The sequence below is a fragment of the Paracoccus yeei ATCC BAA-599 genome (assembly GCF_000622145.1).
Classification (GTDB): Bacteria; Pseudomonadota; Alphaproteobacteria; order Rhodobacterales; family Rhodobacteraceae; genus Paracoccus; species Paracoccus yeei.
In genome coordinates this window covers 344,680-366,202 of the sequence record NZ_KK211402.1, presented here as the reverse complement: position 1 = coordinate 366,202, position 21,523 = coordinate 344,680, and the positions used below count along the sequence as shown (strand labels likewise).

Here is a 21,523-nt window from a genome sequence, read left to right as displayed (position 1 = left end):
TACTAATGGCTCGATTGGCTTGATTTGATCCGGAAGAAGACAGACCTTCTTCCAAAAGCATCCTTGGACAACTTCATCCTGCGGGATAACGCCGATCTCGCTCCTTTTCCGGTCTGGTGGCCAAAGCACGAGCAAAACACCCGATCCCATCCCGAACTCGGCCGTTAAGTGCCGTCGCGCCAATGGTACTGCGTCAAAAGACGTGGGAGAGTAGGTCACCGCCAGACCTGAAAAGAAGCGAAAACATCTCTCAGAACGATGAAAGCAACGCAAAGCGATGCAACGGACGCGGGGTAGAGCAGCCCGGTAGCTCGTCAGGCTCATAACCTGAAGGTCGCAGGTTCAAATCCTGCTCCCGCAACCAAAAAAATACGTCTTATCAAAGACTTCAAGGCCGAGCAAAACGCTCGGCCTTTGTCATTGCAGATTCTTGTCAACACCTGGTCAACGTTTGTCGAGCCCCCCATCGACGAAGCGGATAATCGTCGCCCGAGCCAACCTTCACTTCGGAAGATCCTCCCGAAACCGGTCCATCTGGTGCATCCGCTCGTGCAGGATCGTCACGATGCCGACGTCCCCGTTCGACAGTCGCCGCCAGTACACGAAATGATGGACATGCCGGAAGTAGAAGCCTTCGACCCCGAACTCGGCCGGGATGGGGCGTGACGCGACGCCATGGCTTTCTATCTGGTCAAACGCCGCGAAGAGGTCGGTGAGGTACCGATCCGCTTGCTCGATCCCCCAACGTTCGCGGGTGTAACGGTAGATCTCGTCAAGCCGCAGCGATGCGGCCTCCTGGACGCGAACGACCACGTCGTCAGCCCCGGTTCCGGGCGATCACCTCGGCGGCGGTCAACGGGCGATAGCTTTCCTCTGGCGCTGCAAAAGCACGCGACAGCTCAGCCTTCAGACGATCAAACGCCTCCCGCTCCGCCCTCTCCTTGTCGCGGCGGATCAGGTCGCGCACGTACTCGCTGATGTTCTCGTAGGACCCGTTCTCGCCCACGTTCGATGCCACAAACTCGCTCAGCGCGCCGCTGATCCGGACAGTCATCGTCGTGGTCTGGGACATGTTGGCCTCCATCTGTTGTGTTCAAGATACGCAAAAATGAACACGCAGACAAGATTGGCTCGGCATCCTTCGCCGCGCCATTATCCTGATGATGCCAGTGCTTCCAGATACGGGCGCATCTGGTTCCATGCCGCGTTCTCGCGCGCGGCTGTCGCGAGTTGGCCAGCCGTGGCCTTCCTCGCGCCCAGCGCCGCCTTCATTGCCTCGATGGTAACGGATCGGTCGAGCAGCTTCGGGTTACGAAATGCGTCAGCAATTGTCTTGGTGATGGAATAGACACGCACCTCCACGCCGCGGATGCGATGAGTCTCGATGTTATTCGTCAGGTAGGGCTCACGGAAGCGAACGATGCGGGTGCGGGGGTATTCGATCTTCGGTGCCCAGTCCTTGGCACCGATGGCGATCCACACCCGCCGTGGCAGCTGGTCGGTCAGTTGATGAAAGGACAGTGCCGAGGTCAGGCAGATGACAGCCTTGGGTGCGAGCTTGGCGATCTCGATCAGCCCCTCATGCAGGTCCGGCTCGCTGTCGGGCAGTTGATACAGCCCCCTCCCGATGCGCACGACCACGCCATCTGCCACTGCCCTCGCGATCGTGGTCCTGCTCACGCCTATGGGCGCCAGATCCCTTGAACGGGCGCATGAGCTTCCATGTATCGATCATGCGGGCGCGCTGGTTCTGATCCGTCGCGAGCATAGCTACAAAACCTCAGGTAAAGGTGCATCCTGTCCTAGGTTTGGTAACATCGAGGGCAGATTGAAACAACCAGTGCAGACATTCACTGGACAACACCAAGATGAACAATCGCCTCGGAATATGCGGAGATTTGTGTCGCTATTCTCCGCAAATGAGATCAGCGATGTTTTCAATATCCACGCAATGTCGCTCTCAACCGATTGAAGCAGCCTGTTCCGGAAGGCCCCAGACAGCGCGGGCGAGCGTAACAAGTGAACGCTGACGCTGATGAACGGCCCCCTCATTCCACGAGGAGTAGGGCTCGATCAAGGCGACCGCCCGGTCAATGCGCGTGTTCGTACCGACCTTTGGCCGCTCGCTCAGCGCCCGTGTCAACAGCAGCTTGGACTGCTGATACACCGGCCTCTTTTCACTGTAGGGGCGGTTCCCGAGCGAGGTGTTTATGGATTTTTCGACGAGGACGAGGTTACCCAGCCTTTGCACAACCTCCGGATCGCCGACGGGACCGAACTCAGCGGCGGCTTCTGCATTCGGCGTTTGAGGAAAGATATGCTCGACCTCGTATCCGCCGCTCACGTAGTTCCCAAGCCACCTCGTACCCTCGGTCTCGCCATAAGCCAGAAGATCCACCTGCTGGGTTAGCTTGGCCAGCACGTACTGAAACCGATACAGCTGCAAGCTGCGAAGTGCGAGTCGGCCCATCGAGTCATCGAAACGGTTCGCCAGGTCTGCCTTCGCCTTGTCGAAGCGTGCGACGATGAAAGTATCAAGCTCATCGTCGGAGTTGATGGACCTCAGCTCCGTTGCCCATTTCGCGAAGTTGCGTTCGAAATCCCGCGTCGGCTCTCGCGTGATGACATAGCAAAAGAACAGGTTCTCCACTTCGGCGGCCAGACGATCGAACAGCGCCGGACCAAGATGGCGCCCCGCAAGAAGCAGTATCAGGTGCTGACGCGCTGCTTGGCCGCCCAGTAGCCGGATGTTGTCGAGATAGCGGTTGCGCTCACCCTTTTCATTCTTGCCCTCGCGAAACCGCTCATAGGCCCGTGCGGCTGACACGAGTTCTTTGGCAAAACCGATTGGATCGCGTCCATACCCGACGAGCGCATCGTTTTTCGTGAACCAGCCATAGATCTCGTCCTCACGCAGGAGATCCACGTCGTACCTGCTGAAGATGAAGTAGCGGAGAAATCGCAGGGGTTTCTCGCCCATGCGGAAAATCGTGTCCTGCAGCTCCTTCCATGTATCCTTCAGGCGGTCGAACTGTCCCTTGGGCGTCTTCATGAAGAGCAGGTTCTTCAGAAGGTCCATGGAGTTCAGTCCAACGCCACGATCGTTGATCGTTTCGAATATCTTCAGGGCTTTCGCGACGTCTTCGGTCTCGATGCGGATCAGCTTCACCTTGTTCGTCAGGTACCCGTAGAGTTTGCGGACGGCTGCGGCATCCTGACCGAATTCGGACTCGAGAAACCGGGTGACGACATGATGGGCGTTGTGCATGTTTCGCATCGACTGGGTGGAGGGCGTTTCTATGCGCTTCCCATCAGCGAGGCGCGTCAACGCATCGCCACTATCTTCATACTGCAGGTCGAGCCGGTAGCGTCGACGCTCCTCGCCGGAAACGTCAACCGCAGCATCGGCGATCTGGGAATTCAGCACTGAGGAGGGCTGTGCTCCCAGCTCAGCGAACCGATCCCGGATCGCGCAGAGCGTGATGTAAAGAGTTGTCATCCGCTGTTGGCCGTCGATCAGGTCAAGCACGCCATCGCGGCCAGGGCAGACGACGATGCTGCCGATGAAGTACTCTGGGGCATCTTGCGCGGGGCCGTCGCCCATCTCTTCGCGGACGTCCTTCAGAAGCTGTTCGACCTGGTCCGTATCCCAGACGTACTCGCGCTGATAATCGGGGACAGCATAGAAGGACTGGAAGAGGCTGGCGACCGAGCAGTCTTCACTCTGGATCTTCTGAATGGCCATCTGCGCTTTCCCTTCCCGTTGACACAGTTAAGTCGTCGCAAAATCTGCGGAATTCTTCCAGACCAGATTTGCAGCGATCGCATGTCACTCCCGAAAAGTGCTCAGCCAGAGGCCAAGCTGGAATAGCCGTCGACAAGCTGTCTGACGACATCGCATTTCATCCAAGTGCACAATTGTGCCCATCGCCATGCGGGACAGGCAGGGCCGCACCTGACATCATCAACCCGCTGCGAATCCCTGCCGCTCGTTGACAGCGTGAATCCATGAACCGGGCCGGGCGATGCGCCGCGGTTGAGGCGACCGAGCTTCCTATGGAGGCTTCGCCCGGCCCGTGTTTCATCTGCACGCCCGCGCCTGATCACGCAAGACAGCGTAGTCGCTTAGCATCCGCACTATGACGGCGCCCTCTGGCAGCGAGTCGACCTCGTCGGCAGCGCGCGCTTGATCCGCAGAAGAATATTCGACCACAGGGGAACATGGCGCGCGGGTCTCAAAACCTGCCATCGCGCAGGCGCTCAGCCAGAGCGTCACGATCAGCAGGGCGGCGGGCGGCGGCGTCGAGCATCTGGCGGTGGATGGCATCGTTTCTCTCTCGGAGGTCTAGCCGTTCGGCGACGCGCCCAGCGCGCTCGCCTGCCCGGCGCAGGTTCAGCAGGAACAGCAGGATCGCTGCGGCGGAGACGAACAGGCCCAGCGCCTTGCGCGCCGGGCCATGGGTGAGGAGCCAGCCGATCACCGCTGGCCCCGCTTCCAGTCGTCGAGCCGCGCGTGAATGGTGACCGCGATGCCGATCAGCGCGATGACGATCAGCACCCAGCGCAGCGTGTCGAGGTAGGGCACCAGCGGCTGGATCGTCGACTGGGTCTCGGCAAGTACGTCCTGCAGCACTTCCACTCCAGCCGCGCCGACGGTTGCAGCGCCCGCAGCGCCGCCGCCGCGCAGGGTGCGGCTTTCTGATAGGACTTCGCGCACGGGCGGCAGTTCCGGGGCGAAGGGCACGGATCGCGCCGGGAAGGGATCGCCCCAGGACCGGGCGGGGCCGAGGTCGATGTGCATGAAGCCCGACCGCGGGTAGTATCCGAACCCCAGGAACCCGACCGCCCGCGCCGCCGCTTCGAAGGCCGCAGGATCGTGGTTGGACATGGCGATGTCGAAGGCGGTGGCCTGCATGTGTTTCGAGGCCGGGGCGCCTCCGACAGCGCGGTTGTGTTCGGGGCTGCGATAGGCGGAGCGGATGATCAGCGGCTTGCCCAGCCGATCGCGCAGGGCCTGCAGCTTGTCCATGGCTTCCGTGTTGATCTTGATCGCGCCGGTGCCGCGGCAGGCGATTTCGGCGGCCGAGAAGTTCGGCCAGCGCCAGGCAGTCGCGGGCACGTCGCGCCAGTGGGAGTAGGTCAGGATCGGCATGGTGGATCCTCCAGATGAAAAAACCCGCCCCCGCGCGGCAAGGCCGCGCAGACTTTAGGTTCTGGCGGGCATTGCCCGCCGGGGGCGGGGGATGTGGTCGTGGTAGATTGGTCGCCAGGCGGTCAGTCGGATCGGCCGCGCTGGAAGGCGTCGAACAGCATGTCCCGCATGGATCGGATGTCCGTCTCGATCCGGTCGAGGCGGTCGCCATCAGTCTTGCGGTCCTCGCTGCGCTGGCGGTCGATCCGGTCCCGGTCGGCGATCAGTTCCCGGTCCAGGCGATCCAGCAGGGCCTCGTTGGTAAACGCTTTGCGCGTGATCGCCGCGATCAGGGCCATGGTGCCACCGATCAGGGCTGTCAGCGCGGCGGTGATCCCGTGGTCCCGAAAGGCCCGCGCGACCTCCCCGGCGAGAGTGGTCTGGTTATCCATCATGGTCCTTTCCGGCCACGGGGCGTGGCGCTTCAATAATCGGTCTCGACGTAGACGCCGGAGCAGTCATAGGCGACGGCTGCGGCTGTGCTGCCGTTGTTGAGGTAGTTGCGCGGGCTCAGGAGCTGGGTCGCCGCGGGCATGTCGGTGGTGATCGTGGCTTCGGCGACGGCGCCCGAGACTTCCTCGACCACGCGGATCCCGACCGCGCTGTCGTTCGGGGCCGCCGCGATATAAAGCGTCAGGACATTGGTCGTGCTGGCCACGGGGAAGCCCGCGCCGAGGTCGATCAGGGTCGGCGCGGCCGCGCCGTCGTTGTGGACGATCTGCCAGTTGGCATGCGTGCCGCGCTCGAACCCGATGCCCAGCGCGTTGACGACGGCCGAAAGGGTGAGGGTGGTGGACAGCGCCGCGATCGACCCGATCAGGCCGAAGAACCCCATGCCCGTTGCTTGCAGCGTGACCAGCGACAGACGGTTCACATAGGTGAAACCGCCCAGACCCTCGGCATTGCCGCGCCAGCAGACCCAGCCTGCGGATCGCTCCTCTGCCGCCGCCCCGGCCGTGGCCGCCGAGGTCATCCGCCAGCGCCGCATGGAGGTGGAGAGGTTGGTGGTGGCCAGCGTCGGCGTCGCCGCCGTGCCGACGGCCGTCCGCGGCATGCCGTTGGTGTTGATCGTCGTGCTTGTCGAGGGCGCCCATGTCGCGATGCGGTTGACCCCAAAATGCGGCTGAAGCGGAAAGTGGCGGCCCGAAGGGCGCTCGACATCCAGCCAGCCCATCCCCGCCCGGTCGCGGGCATAGAGCGCGAGTTTCCCCGCGGGCGGTGGTGAGGGCACGGCATCATGGGCGGGCAGGACCACCGGCTCGGCCAGTTCGACGCGGCCGTTGGTGCGGTCGACCTTGATGGCGTCGAAGAAGGCCGAGCCGTCCGGGCTGACCTTGAAGCTGAAATCGTCATTCCCGAGCAACCCGATGAGGGCGCGGGCCGAGAAGCCGGTCTTGAAGGCGAAGGCCGCGTCATTCCCGGCCGCAGCCTTGTTGACTGTCGCCTCGATGCCTGAGCCTGCGTTGTTCAGCAGAACTGCCGGGGTGTTCACCGACAGGCGGTTGTAACTGTCCGCCGTGGCCCCGCCGAGGCCGAGCAGTTGCGCGGTCAGGTTTGCCTGCGGCATGCCGACCTGCGTGACGGCATTGGCGAATGTGACGGTGGGCGTGTTCACCACCGTGGTGCCCCCGGCCCCGGCGGTGGCCGAGCCGATGTTCACGACGGTGGTGGATCCGGAGGCGCCTCCGGTGCCGATGTTCACGGTCTTTGTGACCCCAGCCGTCGTGGCGCCGGTGCCCATACCGTAGGTTGCGGTCGTCGTCGCCGTGCCGATCGAGGCGCTGGCGGCCGACACCGTCACGGTTCCGGACGCCGTCAGCGTGCCTGAGAAGGTCTTGTTGCCGCTGAAGGTCTGGGTGCCCGCGAGGATCGCCAGTTCGGACGAGGTGTTCGGCAAGGTGAAGCTGCGCGTCGTCCCGGCGCTGATGCCCGCCAGCGAGAAAGTGGCCTTCTTCGTCGGGTCCGCGTCGTTGACCAGGCTGAACACCGCGTCCGAGACGTCGCGGGGCTCACCGACCACTTCCCAGGCGCTGCCGGTCCAGACGAGGAACAGGCCCTCGGCTGCGACCCAGACCAGCCAGCCGGTACGCGGCACGAGGCGGATCCATGCGCCATCGACCCAGAAGGCGATGTTCAGATCCCACCCGGCCCAGAGGCCTGTTGCGCCGGAGGCCACCAAATGTCGGTTCCCATCGTTGGGACTCGCGGGTGGTGCGGTGCGCGTGCGGTCGAGGACGGAAAGCTGCACCATGGCGTCGAGCAGGCGCAAAGCCTCGTTGTGGGTGGCATGCTTCTGCGCCTGCGCCGCCAGGAGATAGGGCAGGCCCAGATGGGTCGTGGTGTCGGACATGGGGGTTCCCGCGAGTTGGGATCAGAATTGCAGCGTCACAGACGCGGGCGTGCCGCGGCCAAGGCGGTTCGAGAGCTGGTAGATGCGGATCACAAGCGTTTGGCCGGGCCCGAGCGGCGCACCCCAATCGGCAGTCTGCTGGGCGGCGGTATAGAGGACGGAGGTCGTGGTGCTGGTCAGCGTGCGCTTGACCGAAGCACCATCGAGGATCTGGACGTCATAACCCTCGACATCTTCGGCCAGCGGCACCTCGACCTGCTCCCAGGCATCGGCCACCAGCGCACGGGACCGGCGCGTCCAGCGGATGGTTAGATCGCCCGGGCTGCGTGCGATCCGCCATGGCTGTTCGACATGGACTGGCGCGAAAGGCACGAGGCCGCGCCCGGTCGGGGTGAAGCCCAGCGCGGCGTAGCTGTCATCCGTTACAGAACGCGCGGCCGGGCCCACCCGCCAGTTCCACGGCTGTCCGAGATCGGACTCGGCGATGGGCAGCGAGGCCAGCGTCGCATCTAGCACGACCACCCGTGTCCCGGCCGGGGCCGGGTTGCCCATCGCATGTTCCGTTCCGCGCTGGCCACGCAGCAGACGGATCAGGCGGTACCTGCTTGGCGCGATCAGTTCAGCCTGACCAGCCTGGACGATCTCCCATTGGCCAGCGGCGGCCTCGACCGCCAGCGCATTCGCCCCACCGAACAGTACGACGTCCGTCACGCTTTCCAGCGTTCCGGACAGGAGATCGACGACCAGTTGGTTGCCCAGATCGAAGCGCGAGGTCGGGCCGGGAAAGAAGTCGAAGGCCAGCGTGCCGATCCGCGCCCGGCTACCGAATGTGGTCAGCAGATTGAACCCATCCGTCGAGGCGCTGCGGAAGACCGCGATCTCGCCCGGCCAAGGGCTGGCATGGGCGGCGATCAGGGGTCGATGGGCTGGCTGGTCCTCAGTGATCTGCGGCAGGTCCAGCATGACCACTTCCGGCGTGCCGAAGACAACGGGGCTTGCAAGTGAGGCCGGGCGGGGATCCCCAGGTGGCAGATCGTAGGCGGCGCGGTCCTGACGCACCGCCTCGATACCGCGCGCTTCGGCATCGGCGACCGAGACGAGGCGGAACTCGACCTCGCGGCCGTCATGGGCGAGCCGGATCACGTCGGCCGGATCGAGGGCGAGGCGCGATGGCGGCAGGCGGAAGGTCGCGCTCTCGCGGCCGATCCAGGCTTCCATCAGCGCGCGACGGCAGCGGCGTTCGGCCTCCTCGGGCGGGATCGCCATCGGGAAACTTTCCGAAGCAATGCGCGTCGTGTCGACAGTGATGCGCCGTGCCTCGACCAGCGCAGCGTCATAGTCCTCATCCGCCCTTGCGACCTGCCACTTGAGGGCTTGGGGCAGTTCGGTCTCCTGGCCGCGGGTCAGCTCGAAGGCCTCGCCCTCGCGAACGGCGACAAGATCGTCGGTGGCCAGCGTGGCGACCGAGGCCCGACCGCGCATGACAAAGCGGATCACGCCCTCCGTCTCGATGGCGTCGAAGCCGAAGTGGCGGGCCAAGGTGGAAATCGATGACCGAGGGCTTTCCAGCGCGCCGATGACATAGCCCTCGACCGCGCCCCAGAGGCCGGAGACGTCGATCAATGCCTCGTCGAGCCCAGCGCGCAGGCAGAGGTGGCGCACAAGGGCCGCCAGCGACACCGCGCCCAGCCGCCCGGTCAGCCAGTGCCCAAGCCGCCAGTTCGGACCGTCCGTCCAGATCCCGGTCAGCTCGGGAAAGAACGGATAGGGCCGCGCATCCCAGGTCCAGGCGGCGCATTCGGGGACATGCACCATCCGGCCGCCGTAAACAGTCGAGATCGGGTTGTTCGCGCCCTGACCCCACCAGAGGTAGCTCGCCTCGAGATAGGCGCGCTGGATGGCATCGTCGCGCCAGCTGCGCGAGAAATAGGGCGTGAAGCTCTCAGACGACTTCGGGTCGAAGAAGACGTTCGGCTGGTTCGTCCCCCGGTCGACGGCGGGGCAGCCAAGCTCGGTGAACCACACGGGCTTCGACTGCGGCACCCATGCCGTGGGCGTGCCGCTCTCCACCCCACCCGGCCGGTTGAAATGCGGGTTCGACCACCAGGCGCGCAGATCCTTGTAACGGAACACCCACGGTTTGCCTGCAGCGCCATCCGTGATCGGCGTCCGGATCTGGGTCGACCGGTCGGCGTCGCTGGCATAGAACCAGTCGAAGCCTTCGCCGCCTGCAATGTTGGCCTGCAGGTAGCCGCGATCATGGTTCGCGGGCCAACCCTCCAGCGCATCGGCATGGTCGAAACCGTCGCGCCAGTCTGACAGCGGCATGTAGTTGTCGATGCCGATGAAATCGATGTTCGCATCCGACCAGAGCGGGTCGAGATGGAAGAACACGTCCCCGGTGCCATCGCCGGGCTGGTGGCCGAAATACTCCGACCAATCGGACGCATAGCCCACCTTGGTGCCCGGCCCGAGGATCGCCTTCACCTCGGCCGCCAGCGCCTTGAAGGCCGTCACGGCGGGATAGGCGCTGGCGCTGGACCGGATCGTCGTCAGGCCGCGCATCTCGGTCCCGATCAGGAAGGCATCGACACCGCCAGCCACTGCGCAGAGATGGGCATAGTGCAGGATCATGCGGCGCAGCCCCCAGTCGCCGGAGGGGCCGGTCCAGCTGACGGTGTCGCCCGACACCGCGAACTGCGCCGGGGACGCCGCGCCGAAGAAGGCCGAGACCTGCGTGGCAGCGGCGGCGGTCTTGTCGGCGGTCCCCGCAAATCCTGCCGCCGGGGAACAGGTGATCCGGCCACGCCACGGGAAACTCGGCTGGCCCGGCGTCGCGGCATTCGCGCTGTAGGGGTTCGGCAGCGTGTTGCCGGGCGGCACGTCCATCAGCAGGAACGGATAGAACGTCACCCGCAACCCGCGCGCCTTCATCTCTCGGATCGCCTGCACCACCGCGAAGTCGGCTGGCGTGCCGCCATAGACCGGACGGTCCTCGGCATCGCGGCTGACGAGGTGGGCATTCGCCCGCGCTACGCCATTCACGGACCAAACCTTCGGGCTGGTGACCTTGGCCGCCACTTCGACGCCGGGCTTGATCGTACAGTTGCCCGCGCGCAGATCATTGCCGAACCAGGCGACGACGAGGCTTACGCTCTCGACGGCCGGGGCCATGGCCTGCAGACGGTCGAGGGCCACGACGATGTCAGCCTCATCCGGGAGCGCGTTCAGGTTCTCGGCCGAGGTGGTGCCGCCGGTGGTCTGGCCGAAGACCGTGGTCGTGGCGCCGATCGTCTTGCGGACAGCTTCGGTCGCATAGGTGAACTCGCCCGAGGCGGGGATCATCGTCACGGCCTTGACCAGCCCCTCGGCGGTGTCGGGATCCGCGAGCGGCCGGAATACCTCGAAGCTGAGCTGCGGCAGGCGATTGCCGTAAGTCGAGAGCGGCAGTTCCTCGAAGACGACATAAGCCGTGCCGCGATAGGCGGGGGTGTTGGCCGCCCCCATCTTCGCCGCAATGAACGGGTCAGCCGTCTGGGTCTCGTCGCCTCGATACCAGCGCCAGGTGATGCCGGTCATGTCGAGCGGTTTGCCGTCGGCCCAGATTCGGCCGATGCCGGTGATCGGCCCCTCGCACAGGGCGACCGCGAAGGACGCATAGTAGAGGTATTCGGTCGTCTGGACCCTCCCGCCGCCCCCTCCGCCCTTGCCGCCTCCCTGTGTCGTGGTCTTCGTCTCCTCACGAAAATCCGTGGCCCAGATGATGTTGCCGCCGATGCGCATGCGGCCGTAGAGGCACGGGATGATGGCCCCTTCGGTGGCCGAGGTGATCCGAAGACTGTCAAGACGCTGGCCCTCGATCTTCTGCGCGGGGGCCAGTGAGGACACGATCCAGCTGTCGACCACCGACCCGATGGTCGAGCCGATGAAGCCACCGATGGCAGCGCCAGAAAAGCCGAGGATCGCGCCGCCAAAGGCCCCGCCGATGGCGGAACCGACGGCGCCGAGGACAAGCGTGGCCATGGGAAACTCTCAGCGCGCAGGGAACAGGAAGGCGAACGCGATGCGGCGTCGCCATGCAGGTGTCAGCGGTTCCTCGATCACGCCGAGGCGTTCATAGGCGTGAAGGAAGATGTCAGGTCCGGTCAGGATGCCCACATGCTTGGCGATGGCGCGGGGCATCATCCGGAACAGGATCAGAGCACCGGGCGGCGCATATGCTGGTACGATTTCCGGCATCATCGCCCGCGCGCCGTCCGCCAGCACCTCGCGAGGGCCGGTCTCGCCCCAATCCCGGCTGTAGGGCGGGATCGGGAACGGCTCCGGCCCGATGACCTCGCGCCAGACGCCCCGTGCCAGGCCGAGGCAATCGCAGCCGACCCCGCGCAGGCTGGCCTGGTCGTGATAGGGCGTGCCGAGCCAGGACCGGGCGACGGCGATGACAAGCAATGGATCGGCGGCCGTCACAGCACAGCCCCCTCGTGGCCGCCGTCCTTGGTGGCGTATCGAAGAACCGCGTCCTGACCGGGGATGTGTGGGAAGCCCCGGAAGTTCGCGACATTGGCGAACTTCGTCCCGCAGGTAGCGATCCGCTTGTCGCAGCCTGCCTGGACGATGAAACTGTCTATCGCCGTGATCGGGCGCACCGGGGCTTCCAGCAGGGTCAGGATCGCCACCCCGTCGACGAGGTCGTGCGACAGCACCTCGACGCGCCGCCCGGCATTCGCCCCGGTCGACCATTCGACCAGTCCGAAGGTGAACCAGCTCGCCGCAAAGGTGCCAAGGCCGGAGGCGGTGAACGCCCGGTCGCGCAGGACATCGATCACCGCGCCGCTGCCCTTTAAGGCTGGTGCCTCGAGGTTCACGCCGCAGCGTGCGTCGCCCAGCGCGGCGTCGCAACTCGCCTGGAACGTTCGCCCCACGGTCTGGCCAAGGACATGGGCCAGCGACCGCACCTCTGCCACGAAGGCGAGGCGCCCGCGACGGATCTGGCCGATGGCACCGCGGCGCAGCAGCACGCGCTGCGAAGGGTTTGCCCAGTTCACCCGCCAGACCTCGACAACTGCGGCGTCCCATCGGCCGTCGAGGATGTCGGTCTCGGTGATCCGGTCGGAGGACAGCACGCCTTGCGCGTCCTGCGCATCGACCGAGAGGTCGGAGCCCGAGCGCACCTCTGACGCCGTCAGCCCGCTTTCCGGTTCGAACTCGGTCCCGTCGAACGACAGGGCCCTGTCGTGGTCGGTGAAGCCAAAGGTCACGCCGTCCGCTCGGGTGATCCGCCAGCACCAGGACAGGGTGGTGGCGCCCTCGTCGAGAAGGGCCTGCAGCGCGGGGTTCAGGGCTTTCATGTGCGGATTTCCACGAGAGGGATCGAGGTGATCGACCCGAGGCGTTCGAGATCGAGGGTGACGTCGAGGGCGTCGGTGTCGAAGCGGACAGGGACGTCGAATTCGAAGCCCGCGGTGATCGCGACGCCTGCGGCGGGAGCCGCGGTGAAAGTGACAAGGCCGTTGACGGAAGAGACAGACCAGCCGGAGGCCTGCGGCGTGCCGTTCAGGGCGATGGTCACCGTCCCGGCGACGGGTTTGGTGATGGCCCGCGTCCAGGACTGCGCGCCGGAGCTGTAGCGTTTGGTCAGCTGGAACAGGGTGGCTGACCCGTTGCCGGTGCCGATGGGCTGGTTGGTCGGCCCCGGCGACTGCGATGGCAGGCAGGACTTGAAATCGGCCCAGTCCTTGAACCGGAAGCCGTGGAGGCGGCCGTTGCGGGCCTCGAAGAAGGCGACGACTGCTGCCAGATCGTCAGCGCGGCGGATGCCGTAGGCCACGTCATAGCGGCGGCGGCTGTTGGCCCAGCTGGCGTTGCGTTCCTCGGCCCCGCTTGCCAGCTCGACGATCTGGGTGCGCCGCTCGGGGCCACCGCGTGCGCCGCGGCTGATGTTGTCCGGAAAGCGGACCTCGTGGAAAGCCATCACATCCCCCTCCGCCCAAGCGACACGGCGCGGGCGATGTCGCTGGCGACCTGTGTCCGGGACTGGCGGAAGCTCTCGGCGTCGCGGGCGTTGATCGTGACGTTGACTGTGGAAGCGCTCGCCTGGCCGTGACCGGCCGCCTCGCGCCGGGAGAGAACCCGCTCCCCGCGTTGCAGGATTGCGGGCACCTCGTCCGGTCGCAGCCCGGCCCAGCCCCCGTTGTGCATGCGCGGGGCACCCGCAAAGGCCAGCGCCGGGACCATGCGTCCGGGACCAGGGGCACCGACCATCCCGCCCGCATGCAGGATGTTGGCGAAGATCCCGCCCGCGCCGCCCAGCGCTCCGGAGAGAGCGTTCGCAATCGGGCCGAGGATGAAGCGGCGGGCCGCGAGCTTCGCAAGATCGGCGATCATCGATGTGACCAGATCGCGAAAGTCGAGCTTTCCGGTTTTCACAAAGTCGCCGATGGCGTTCTCGGCGCTCTGGAACGCGCCGACCAGCGCGCTCCCGATATCCCCGCCGATGTCGCGCGCTTTGGCGGCGTAGTCGGCAAGTGCGGCGGTGACGGCTTGCCAGCCGGTCAGAGCCTGCTCGGCTCCGTCGGCAGTGTCGGCCCCTGCCTGTCGCCCCGCCGCACCGGCGCGACCTGCCGCTCCGCCGGTATCGTCCAGGTCTTCGCCCAGGGCCCCGGCCGCAGCAGCGGCACCCGCCAGCGCAGTCTCGGCGTCGACCCCCGTGCCGGTCACCGCATTCTTCAAAGCCTGCCAGCTGGCGAGCGGCCGACCGGCGGCATCGGCGAGCATCCCGGCCGCCTCGCGATAGCCGTCGGCCCGGGCGCGGGCATCGTCAGCCATGGCCCCGAGCCCGAGATCGGGTGGTTCCAGATAGGTCCGCGACAGCGCGGCCGAGAAGGCATCCGCGGCTGCGGCCCCGGCTGCGGTCGCGGCCCCTTCAAAGGGATTGCCGATACGCCCCAGTTCCACCGGATCGAGGATGCCGATCCGCACGCCACCTTCGCCCGTGGCCCACTCTGGCAGCAAGGCCAGCGCCGCGTTCAGGGTCTCGATGAAGCTGTTGATACGGGTGACGACACCGTTCAACATCGCCTCGACGCCGGAGATCAGCCCGTTCGCGGCCTGAAACGCGAAGTCTCCGATGGCCCCCGGCAGGCTGCCCCAGATCGCCACCGCCGCGTCATAGGCCCCCTGGAAGATCGCCGCCGTCCGGTCGCCGAAGCTGACGACACCCGCGATGGTGCCTTCCAAGGCCGAAAGACCGGCCGCCTTCAGCCCCTCCCATCCAGCTGTCATCCGAGCGAGGGCCGCGTCGAGCGACAGGCCGATGCGCGACCAGACTTCGCGGGCCAGATCGCCAAGCAAGCGGAAGGTCTCGCCCACCCCGCCGACCCGGGCGACGAGCTGCGAGAATTGATAGACCAGCTCGCCCGCCCCGACGATCAGCGCGCCGATGCCGGTGCGGATCAGAGCGCCGCGCAGTAACACCAGCGCGGTGGCAAGCCCGCGCACGGACAAGGCTGCGGCCGCCATTCCCGCGACCCAGCGCCCGGCCATGACGGCGGCGAAGGTCGCGGCATACGTGGCGAGACGGCCGAGGTTACCGATAAGCGTGTCGATGGCCGACCGCAGGATGCCACCATCTGACGCGAGGGCGACGAAGGCATTGGCCAGTGCCTCGATGGTCGGGGCGACGGCCACGGCGATGCGGTTCCGGAGGCCATCGAACACGAGGGATACGGTGCCCAGAGCGAGTTGGGTGCGGCGCAGGGCTTCCAGCGCATCATTGTCCAGCACCGCGCCGAGATCGGAGGCCTGATCCCCAAGCCGGGCCATCTCGGCGCCGCCGTTCCGCAGGAGGGGGATCAATCGCGTCGCGTCCGAGGCCATGGCCTCCAGATAGAAGGTCATCTCCTGCTGGCTGAGCCCGGCCCGTTCCAGCGTGTCGACATAAAGCTGAAGCGCCTCGGGGCCGGAAAGGCGGGCGAACTGGTCGGCCGTGACGCCCACGCGCGGGGCCACGTTCTCGAAGAAATCCGCCATCGGCCCGCCGCCGGTCTGCAGGAAATCCCCCACCCGGTCGTTCACGTCCTTCAGGATATCGGCCAGCTTCTCTTGCTCGATGCCAACCGTCCGCGCCCCCGCCGACCAGCGCTGCAGTGCCTCGGGCGTTGCATTGGCGACCTGCGCGAACTGCCGGATCTGCGCGGCGCTCTCGGCGGTGGATCGGACGATCAGGCCGAGCGAGGCCGTGGCGGCGGCAGCGGCAGCCCCAAGGGCGAGACCGGCACGGCGTGCGAAACTCGCCAACCGGGTGTTCGCCAGTTCCATCTCGCGCGACAGACGGCCGAAACCACGGGCACCGGCCTCGCCCACCCCTTCCAGTTCCGCGCGCACGCGCCGCCCGCCCTCCGCCACGAGGCGGACGGAGACCTTCTTTTCAGCCATTCCGGCGTCCTTCCATCTGCTCGTTCAGTTTGCGCACCATCACCGCCTCGATCTCGGGCAGCAGTTCGGCGGCGATCAGGGGCGCAATGCCCAGCGCCTGCGCCAATGAGAGCGCGGCACCCATGTCCCATCCGATGACGGCCCCCGGCGCGAGGCGCAGCTGGCCGCCGAGGCGCTGGGTCAGGTCCCAGACCTGCCAGCCCTCGACCGTCATCGGCCTGTTCAGTCTTGCGGGGCAGTCGGGGCAGGGGCCCGCGCAGGCCGCGCAATAGTCGTCGCCCCCGCCGAAGGACCAGTCGGCGAGGGCCCGGAGGCGTTTTTTTCCTGATCCAGCATGAGGCCGCGGGCGACGTATTGCGCCTGGAAGGCTTCGAACACCGGCCAGATTTCCAAGAGAGCGTCGATCCCCGCCGGGCTGACGGGCACGAGGTTGCCTGCCTCGTCACCAACGCCGTCCCATTCCAGCACCGCCTGGCGCGCGACGGCCTTGGCCATGGCCAGCGCCATGTCCTCCTGGCTGGAACTGTCCGACAGGCCGTCGATCATCGGGTCCGCGCGAGCGGAGACCATGAGCGCGGTGGTCAGTGGGGCCACCAGCACGCGCAGTCCGGGCAGGAGGTCCAGCCATTCAGGGCGGTTCGACAGGTTCAGGCGGATCATGGTCAGTATCCCGTGACAGTGTTGACGAGGACGGCGGTGCACATGCGGGCGGGGCTGGTGGCCTTGGCGGCCTGCCAGTCGAAGGTGGCCTGGATGCCCTGGGGTCCGGGGATCTCGATCCGCGGGACGGGCAGGTAGACGGCATGGGCGGTGAAGGTGTAGCTGGCGTTCGCGCCGAGGCTGTAGGCGAACTCCAACTCGCAGGGTGTGCCGTCGATGGCTTGTGTCACCAGCGCCGAGTCCGCGAAGCGCACCTCGATCCGGCCGGTCAGGGCCGCCATGCCGGGATCGGCGCCTTCGATCTTGCCGTCGTTGCGGATGGTCTCGATCCGGTCGAGGCCGTTGGCATAGGTGATCTCGGCCGAGACGACATTGCCCAAGGTGGTGCCATTGCGCTTCACCACCCCGTTGAAGTGGCCGAAGCGCTGCAAGCCCAGAGCGGTGGGCGTCCCCGCGGCCGTGGTGGCCGCGATGGCCTCGCCTTGGGCGATCAGCCGTGCAGTCGCAGTCAGCAGGCCCGAGCGGTTCATCTGCCAGGACAACTGGTCCACCACGCAACCAGCATACATCGCAAACCGCGGCACCTCCGGCATCGCCACCTCGATGGCCATGGAGGGCAGGGTCCAGTTCCCGGACTGGAACGTGTGGGTCTTGGGCGTGGTCCCGGTCGTGGTCGGGGCGCCTAAGGCCGCCTTCAGCCAGAAGCCGAAGGCCTCCACATCGATCGGCACCACCACTTCGCCATCGGCGGTGACGGCGTCTTTGATGGGGGCCAAGGGATCTCGGCCGTAGCCCAGCAGCTCGGAATTCAGCAGCGGCTGTTCCGCGCCCAGTGTGGTGCGGGCAAAGGGCATCAGCCGATAGCCGCTGGCGGGCGGGGTGCCGTAAACCGTCTCGAACGCAAGCGCCATCTGCGCCCGCGCGCCGTGAGCGCGTGCCATGGGGGTCTCCTATGTGGGGGGTGTCAGGCCAGAGGGCCGGTCGTGGTGTAGTGCAGGACGATGGTGATGACCGCCGCCTTCAAGGCCGCGGCACCCTCGATGGGCAGGTCGACCGATGCCGGGGCCTCGGGTTCGACCCAGTCACAGAGGCCGCCAAGCGTCCGGTCGGCTTCAAGCGCCGCGCCGATGGCAGCTATCAGGTCGTCGAAGGCGCTGGCCCGGCCGGTGCCAGCCTGAACGACGATCTCCAGCTCGGCCCGGTGCTGGTAGTGACAGCGCAGCGGTGACAGCGTCACTTCCGGCTCGCCCGGCTGGCCGTCGCGCAGGATGATCAGCCCGGCCGCCGGGATCCGTTCGGGCAGCACCTCGTCACGCAGGGTGAGGGCGGCAAGAGGCTGCAGCCGCGCGTGCAACGCGGCGAGGACGAGTTCGCGGGTGGTGGGCATGAGGAAACTTCTTAAAGGTGCCGACTGCGTTTATTAATAGAATCCCCATTGAGGCAAAAACCTATTCGCCTACCACGAAGCTCATCAAGGGTAAGAAATTTAGAGCGCGACTTCGTTCAATTCCCGGAGTATTGCTCGGCCTTCATCAGAAAGGACGCCCACGCGTTCAGTGATCTGTTTGGTCAAATATTCGAGTGCCACTCTCCCATCACACTGTGCGTCAATCAGCGCGGAAGATTCTCGTGGATGTAGTCTGTTGCTAGTAAGTGCAATGCCGCGAAACCAGCTTAATCTAGAGTAAACAAACGCTGCATGAATCGCTCTGTCGATTGGCCAGTGAGTGCTTCGCCAAGGTATGAAAACCTGCTCATTCACGGCACTCCGCTCCTGCACCAAAAGGCTGTTTAGTGTCAAATAGCTTGTCAACTCTTGATGGCAGCACTCATGAAAAATGTTCTCCTGAAGAGCGTAAAGTCCAACATGCTGGATCACAGTCTTCGGAGGGATATGTCTAATTGCCTTCTTCGAGATAAATATACAGTAAGGGATCGAGGGAATGGCAACAGAAGTCACTTCGTTTATTTCCGAAGCCACTCTGGAAACCCAAACAAATAGCCTGCACCAGTTCACGATGTGCGAGAGAGCTTCCGGATTGTACCGCTGTAGATCTGCTAATGCTTCATCCACCCAGGAAAAAATTCCGGTTGAACGGACGGCTTTATGTCCACCGAGAGGGAGTGACATGAAACAAGCTTCATCCAGCCCATCCGTGGCGCATTCGATCCCTGCGACTGTTCGCCGAGCATTACCCATGCGCCCAGAGAAATAGCCTTGAGGAAACTCATGGTCGCTTGGGCATGTTCCCTTGAGGGTTTGGTAGCAAGCGAAGGGGGCACCTGCAGCAACAAAGTCAACAGCTTTGGTACTGGCCCCTAATGAAGCAGCCAAATTGCTAAGACTTTGTGATAACTTGTTTGGTTCTACCAGTTTATTCAGGTTCAATCTTTCCTCTCGGGTCTCCCATGGCCTCAAGCATCTGAATTGTAGAGCCAGATCGTAATTCAACGGGAGCCATGCTCACAATAATCTGATACAGCTGATCAATCTTCTCCATAGGGTTGGAATCATCTGGCATCAACTGAGTAAGGCGCTCATTGATCTTCTCGAGCTTCTTGTGAGCGGGTTGGAGTTGTTCGAGGTCAGGTGACCGCCCCTCAACAACGCGAGCTAGTCTTTCGATACGCTCAAGAGGCGAGAGTGAAGGGTCTGGCAGCAGTTCGTATAGTTTCTCAGATATCGCAGCCAAGTCAGCCGCAGCTTTCCGATTAAACGCAAGAGGCATCTCTGGATCTGGAACCATATGGTCCAATCGCTGCGTCAGGTTCGCGGCTCGCCGAACAATCTCGTCCATGTGCACCCCCTTCTGTCACGTTGCTCTCTTGTCCAAGAGTGCATCATTGAACGTTGTCTGAGTCAAACTCTCCTTTGCCGTCATCTCAACATTTCAGTGTATAGATCGTCCCACCCTGCCACGATCCGCCCCGGCACGCCGTCGATGGCCTGCTCGGCATCGCGCGCCAGATCGAGCCGCTTGCGCAGCTTGACCTGCGGCACGAGAAGGAAGATTGGCACCGTGGTCAGCCCACGACCAGTTTTCGCGCGGGAGGCCACGGCGCGTCCCTTGCTGTTCAGTCGCCCCTCGGCCACCAGCAGGCTCGGACCCCGGCGCCGGTAGATGAAGCGCAGCCGCAGCCCCGTGCGGCGTTCCCATTCGCCGGGGGTGATCCGGCCGCCGCGGGTGGACTTGCCTGCGGCCGGGGTCGGGATGGCCAGCCAGAACCCGTTGCGCGACCGTATCAGCGGTCCTGTATCATGCGCGCCGACGATCACCGGGGCGTTGGACCAGACCAGCGCCGCGGCGTTCAGGCTTTCGCCGCCCTTGGGATAGGTGGCCAGCCGGATCGAGTTGCCGAGCCGGGTACCGAGCCCCGCGCCGGTGATCTGGCCGCGCCACGCGGATTTCAGGCCCGCGCCCGCCTCGCGCATGGCGGTGGCAACGGCCTTTTCACCGGCAGCGATTTCCGCCTGCATCAGGGTGGCGAGGTTGGGGTTGATCTCGAGTTTCAGCTTCATGCTGGCCTCAGGTCCAGCGTCCAGATCAGCCGTTCCCGGTCGCGCAGCGGTTCCCCTTGGATGATATGGCTGCCCGCGCCAATGACGATCACGTCGCCTGGGCGCGGGGCGGGCAGGTCGGCCACGCGGACGTCCACCACGGTCGAGTCGCTGACGAACCGCCCCGCGCCGAAGTCGGTGACGTGGTCGGGTGCGCGGCGGATGATGCGGATCGGGCGTTCCTCCGACGTGGTGGCCGAGATCCAAAGGGCCGGGGCCGCCATGGAGGCATGGGTGAAGATGCGGTCCATGGCGGCGGCGAAGACGGACATGACAGATCAGTTCGAGCTGTGGATCCGGACGGCCAGCCGGGGCCGCTTGTTCACCGGCAGGATCGAGGCCTCGGTCATCACGTCGATCCAACGGCCCTTCTCGTCGAGATGCTGGCGGGCGTAGAGGGGCAGGCCGATAGTGTTGGCGGTCTCCAACAGGTTCGCCGGGCCGCCATAGGTGGTGAAGGTGTCCATGGTGCCGAGCGGGAAGGCGATGCCCTCGTTCGCCGGGACCAGCCGTTCGGTCGCCTTGGTCGAGAGCGTGACGGTGCCCGAGTATTCCTCGAACAGGATGCCGCCGAAGGGGAAGTTGCGGCGGACATCCTCGCGCAGCGGCTGAGCGCCAGTCGAGGCGTAGAACTTGTAGGCCTCTTCCGTCTTCGGATGCGCGATCAGCTTGTCGAAGAACTCCCGGCTGACCAAGGCATGGACCGAGGTCATGGCCTCGCCCAGAAGGTTGTCCTCGATGGCGCGCAGAACCTCGCGGACCTTGTCCTGCACGTTGGTGCCAGCCGTGCCCAGCACGAAGTCGACGGAGATCTGCGCGAGGCCGAATTCGGTGAAGTAGTTGTAGAGGGTGGTTCCGGCGCCGTCCTTCACGATGCCGCGGAGCGCGTTCATCTCCATGTATTCTCGCGTCTGGGCATGCTTGCGCCGCATCAGCAGAAGTTTGCGGTTCATCACCTCGACGAGGGGATCGGCCGCATCGAAGGCGCCGCCCAGCGCGGGTTGCCCCTGGATGTCGGCGGGCAGGACCACATCGTCATGCGGGATCCACGGCAGGGCGAAGGACCGCATGGACCGGCCTTCGCGGGTGCCGACTGTGGCTGGGCCGCCGAGGGGGACGGAGGGCAGAAGGCTCAGGACGCCTTCGTACTGCTCGATGATGACCGAGCGCTGGCTGACCCCTTCGAAGCGGAAGAGGCCGATCTGGGCGAGGCGGGTGTAGAGGTTGGGCAGGATGTTGATGGCCTGCGTCATCTCGGCCAGCGAATAGCCGCCAGCGTCGAAGGGATTGCGGACGAGGGTCATGGGGATGCTCCGGGGGATAAGGGGGA

Annotated in this window: 22 protein-coding genes, 1 tRNA gene and 1 rRNA gene; 2 read left to right on the top strand and 22 right to left on the bottom strand. The window is 65.1% G+C overall.

Annotation, left to right across the window (positions count from 1 at the left end):
• Nucleotides 1–112: 112 nt before the first annotated feature.
• Nucleotides 113–227: ribosomal RNA gene (gene rrf / locus BU28_RS0119525) — 5S ribosomal RNA — on the top strand.
• Between the two features lie 60 nt (nucleotides 228–287).
• Nucleotides 288–364, top strand: a tRNA-Met gene (locus BU28_RS0119520).
• Between the two features lie 137 nt (nucleotides 365–501).
• On the opposite strand, the gene BU28_RS0119515 is transcribed toward BU28_RS0119520, so the two are convergent.
• The 22 genes from BU28_RS0119515 to BU28_RS0119415 form a co-directional block, all read right to left on the bottom strand.
• Nucleotides 502–813, bottom strand: coding sequence for a type II toxin-antitoxin system RelE/ParE family toxin (locus BU28_RS0119515; protein ID WP_028720912.1), 312 nt, complete (start codon nucleotides 811–813; stop codon nucleotides 502–504).
• A 4-nt stretch (nucleotides 814–817) separates the two neighbouring features.
• Nucleotides 818–1,072: a ribbon-helix-helix domain-containing protein gene (locus tag BU28_RS0119510; RefSeq protein WP_028720911.1), complete on the bottom strand. Its 255-nt coding sequence runs from the start codon at nucleotides 1,070–1,072 to the stop codon at nucleotides 818–820.
• 80 nt (nucleotides 1,073–1,152) lie between these two features.
• Nucleotides 1,153–1,728 (bottom strand): type IV toxin-antitoxin system AbiEi family antitoxin domain-containing protein, encoded by a 576-nt coding sequence (locus tag BU28_RS0119505; protein ID WP_051578328.1) that lies wholly within the window; start codon nucleotides 1,726–1,728, stop codon nucleotides 1,153–1,155.
• Nucleotides 1,729–1,960: 232 nt separating this feature from the next.
• Nucleotides 1,961–3,745, bottom strand: a complete 1,785-nt coding sequence (locus BU28_RS0119500) for a DUF262 domain-containing protein (RefSeq protein WP_028720909.1) — start codon at nucleotides 3,743–3,745, stop codon at nucleotides 1,961–1,963.
• A 490-nt stretch (nucleotides 3,746–4,235) separates the two neighbouring features.
• The gene (locus tag BU28_RS0119495) at nucleotides 4,236–4,481 is read right to left on the bottom strand and encodes a hypothetical protein (RefSeq protein ID WP_415839904.1); all 246 of its coding nucleotides are present in this window, start codon (nucleotides 4,479–4,481) and stop codon (nucleotides 4,236–4,238) included.
• On the bottom strand, nucleotides 4,478–5,152 hold the full coding sequence (locus BU28_RS0119490; RefSeq protein WP_028720907.1) for a YcbK family protein: 675 nt from the start codon (nucleotides 5,150–5,152) through the stop codon (nucleotides 4,478–4,480). The genes BU28_RS0119495 and BU28_RS0119490 overlap by 4 nt, the downstream gene beginning before the upstream one ends.
• 122 nt (nucleotides 5,153–5,274) lie before the next feature.
• The gene (locus BU28_RS0119485; RefSeq protein ID WP_028720906.1) at nucleotides 5,275–5,583 is read right to left on the bottom strand and encodes a hypothetical protein; all 309 of its coding nucleotides are present in this window, start codon (nucleotides 5,581–5,583) and stop codon (nucleotides 5,275–5,277) included.
• A 32-nt stretch (nucleotides 5,584–5,615) separates the two neighbouring features.
• Complete coding sequence (locus tag BU28_RS0119480; RefSeq protein ID WP_028720905.1) at nucleotides 5,616–7,541, bottom strand: DUF2793 domain-containing protein; 1,926 nt, start codon at nucleotides 7,539–7,541, stop codon at nucleotides 5,616–5,618.
• 21 nt (nucleotides 7,542–7,562) lie between these two features.
• Nucleotides 7,563–11,564 carry a baseplate multidomain protein megatron gene (locus tag BU28_RS0119475; RefSeq protein ID WP_028720904.1) on the bottom strand — a complete coding sequence of 1,334 codons (4,002 nt, stop codon included), beginning with the start codon at nucleotides 11,562–11,564 and terminating at the stop codon, nucleotides 7,563–7,565.
• Between the two features lie 9 nt (nucleotides 11,565–11,573).
• On the bottom strand, nucleotides 11,574–12,008 hold the full coding sequence (locus BU28_RS0119470) for an NlpC/P60 family protein (RefSeq protein ID WP_028720903.1): 435 nt from the start codon (nucleotides 12,006–12,008) through the stop codon (nucleotides 11,574–11,576).
• On the bottom strand, nucleotides 12,005–12,889 hold the full coding sequence (locus tag BU28_RS0119465; RefSeq protein ID WP_028720902.1) for a DUF2163 domain-containing protein: 885 nt from the start codon (nucleotides 12,887–12,889) through the stop codon (nucleotides 12,005–12,007). Before BU28_RS0119465 ends, BU28_RS0119470 begins: the two co-directional genes overlap by 4 nt.
• Nucleotides 12,886–13,512 carry a DUF2460 domain-containing protein gene (locus tag BU28_RS0119460; RefSeq protein ID WP_028720901.1) on the bottom strand — a complete coding sequence of 209 codons (627 nt, stop codon included), beginning with the start codon at nucleotides 13,510–13,512 and terminating at the stop codon, nucleotides 12,886–12,888. The genes BU28_RS0119465 and BU28_RS0119460 overlap by 4 nt, the downstream gene beginning before the upstream one ends.
• Nucleotides 13,512–15,974 carry a phage tail tape measure C-terminal domain-containing protein gene (locus tag BU28_RS0119455; RefSeq protein WP_028720900.1) on the bottom strand — a complete coding sequence of 821 codons (2,463 nt, stop codon included), beginning with the start codon at nucleotides 15,972–15,974 and terminating at the stop codon, nucleotides 13,512–13,514. Before BU28_RS0119455 ends, BU28_RS0119460 begins: the two co-directional genes overlap by 1 nt.
• Nucleotides 15,967–16,188: a DUF7697 family protein gene (locus BU28_RS0119450; RefSeq protein WP_036763613.1), complete on the bottom strand. Its 222-nt coding sequence runs from the start codon at nucleotides 16,186–16,188 to the stop codon at nucleotides 15,967–15,969. The genes BU28_RS0119455 and BU28_RS0119450 overlap by 8 nt, the downstream gene beginning before the upstream one ends.
• A gap of 8 nt (nucleotides 16,189–16,196) precedes the next feature.
• Nucleotides 16,197–16,634 carry a hypothetical protein gene (locus tag BU28_RS0119445; protein ID WP_028720898.1) on the bottom strand — a complete coding sequence of 146 codons (438 nt, stop codon included), beginning with the start codon at nucleotides 16,632–16,634 and terminating at the stop codon, nucleotides 16,197–16,199.
• A 2-nt stretch (nucleotides 16,635–16,636) separates the two neighbouring features.
• Nucleotides 16,637–17,575 (bottom strand): phage tail tube protein, encoded by a 939-nt coding sequence (locus BU28_RS0119440; RefSeq protein WP_028720897.1) that lies wholly within the window; start codon nucleotides 17,573–17,575, stop codon nucleotides 16,637–16,639.
• 23 nt (nucleotides 17,576–17,598) lie between these two features.
• A complete protein-coding gene (locus tag BU28_RS0119435; RefSeq protein ID WP_028720896.1) occupies nucleotides 17,599–18,021 on the bottom strand; it encodes a hypothetical protein in 423 nt (140 codons plus the stop codon).
• Between the two features lie 99 nt (nucleotides 18,022–18,120).
• Nucleotides 18,121–19,023, bottom strand: coding sequence for an aKG-HExxH-type peptide beta-hydroxylase (locus tag BU28_RS25765; RefSeq protein WP_143809746.1), 903 nt, complete (start codon nucleotides 19,021–19,023; stop codon nucleotides 18,121–18,123).
• The gene (locus BU28_RS23910; RefSeq protein WP_051578327.1) at nucleotides 19,010–19,432 is read right to left on the bottom strand and encodes a hypothetical protein; all 423 of its coding nucleotides are present in this window, start codon (nucleotides 19,430–19,432) and stop codon (nucleotides 19,010–19,012) included. The genes BU28_RS25765 and BU28_RS23910 overlap by 14 nt, the downstream gene beginning before the upstream one ends.
• A gap of 80 nt (nucleotides 19,433–19,512) precedes the next feature.
• Entirely contained in the window at nucleotides 19,513–20,154 is a 642-nt protein-coding gene (locus BU28_RS0119425) for a DUF6441 family protein (protein ID WP_028720895.1), read from the bottom strand.
• Nucleotides 20,151–20,465: a head-tail joining protein gene (locus BU28_RS0119420; RefSeq protein WP_028720894.1), complete on the bottom strand. Its 315-nt coding sequence runs from the start codon at nucleotides 20,463–20,465 to the stop codon at nucleotides 20,151–20,153. The genes BU28_RS0119425 and BU28_RS0119420 overlap by 4 nt, the downstream gene beginning before the upstream one ends.
• Nucleotides 20,466–20,471: 6 nt before the next feature.
• The gene (locus BU28_RS0119415) at nucleotides 20,472–21,497 is read right to left on the bottom strand and encodes a major capsid protein (protein WP_028720893.1); all 1,026 of its coding nucleotides are present in this window, start codon (nucleotides 21,495–21,497) and stop codon (nucleotides 20,472–20,474) included.
• Between the last annotated feature and the right edge of the window lie 26 nt (nucleotides 21,498–21,523).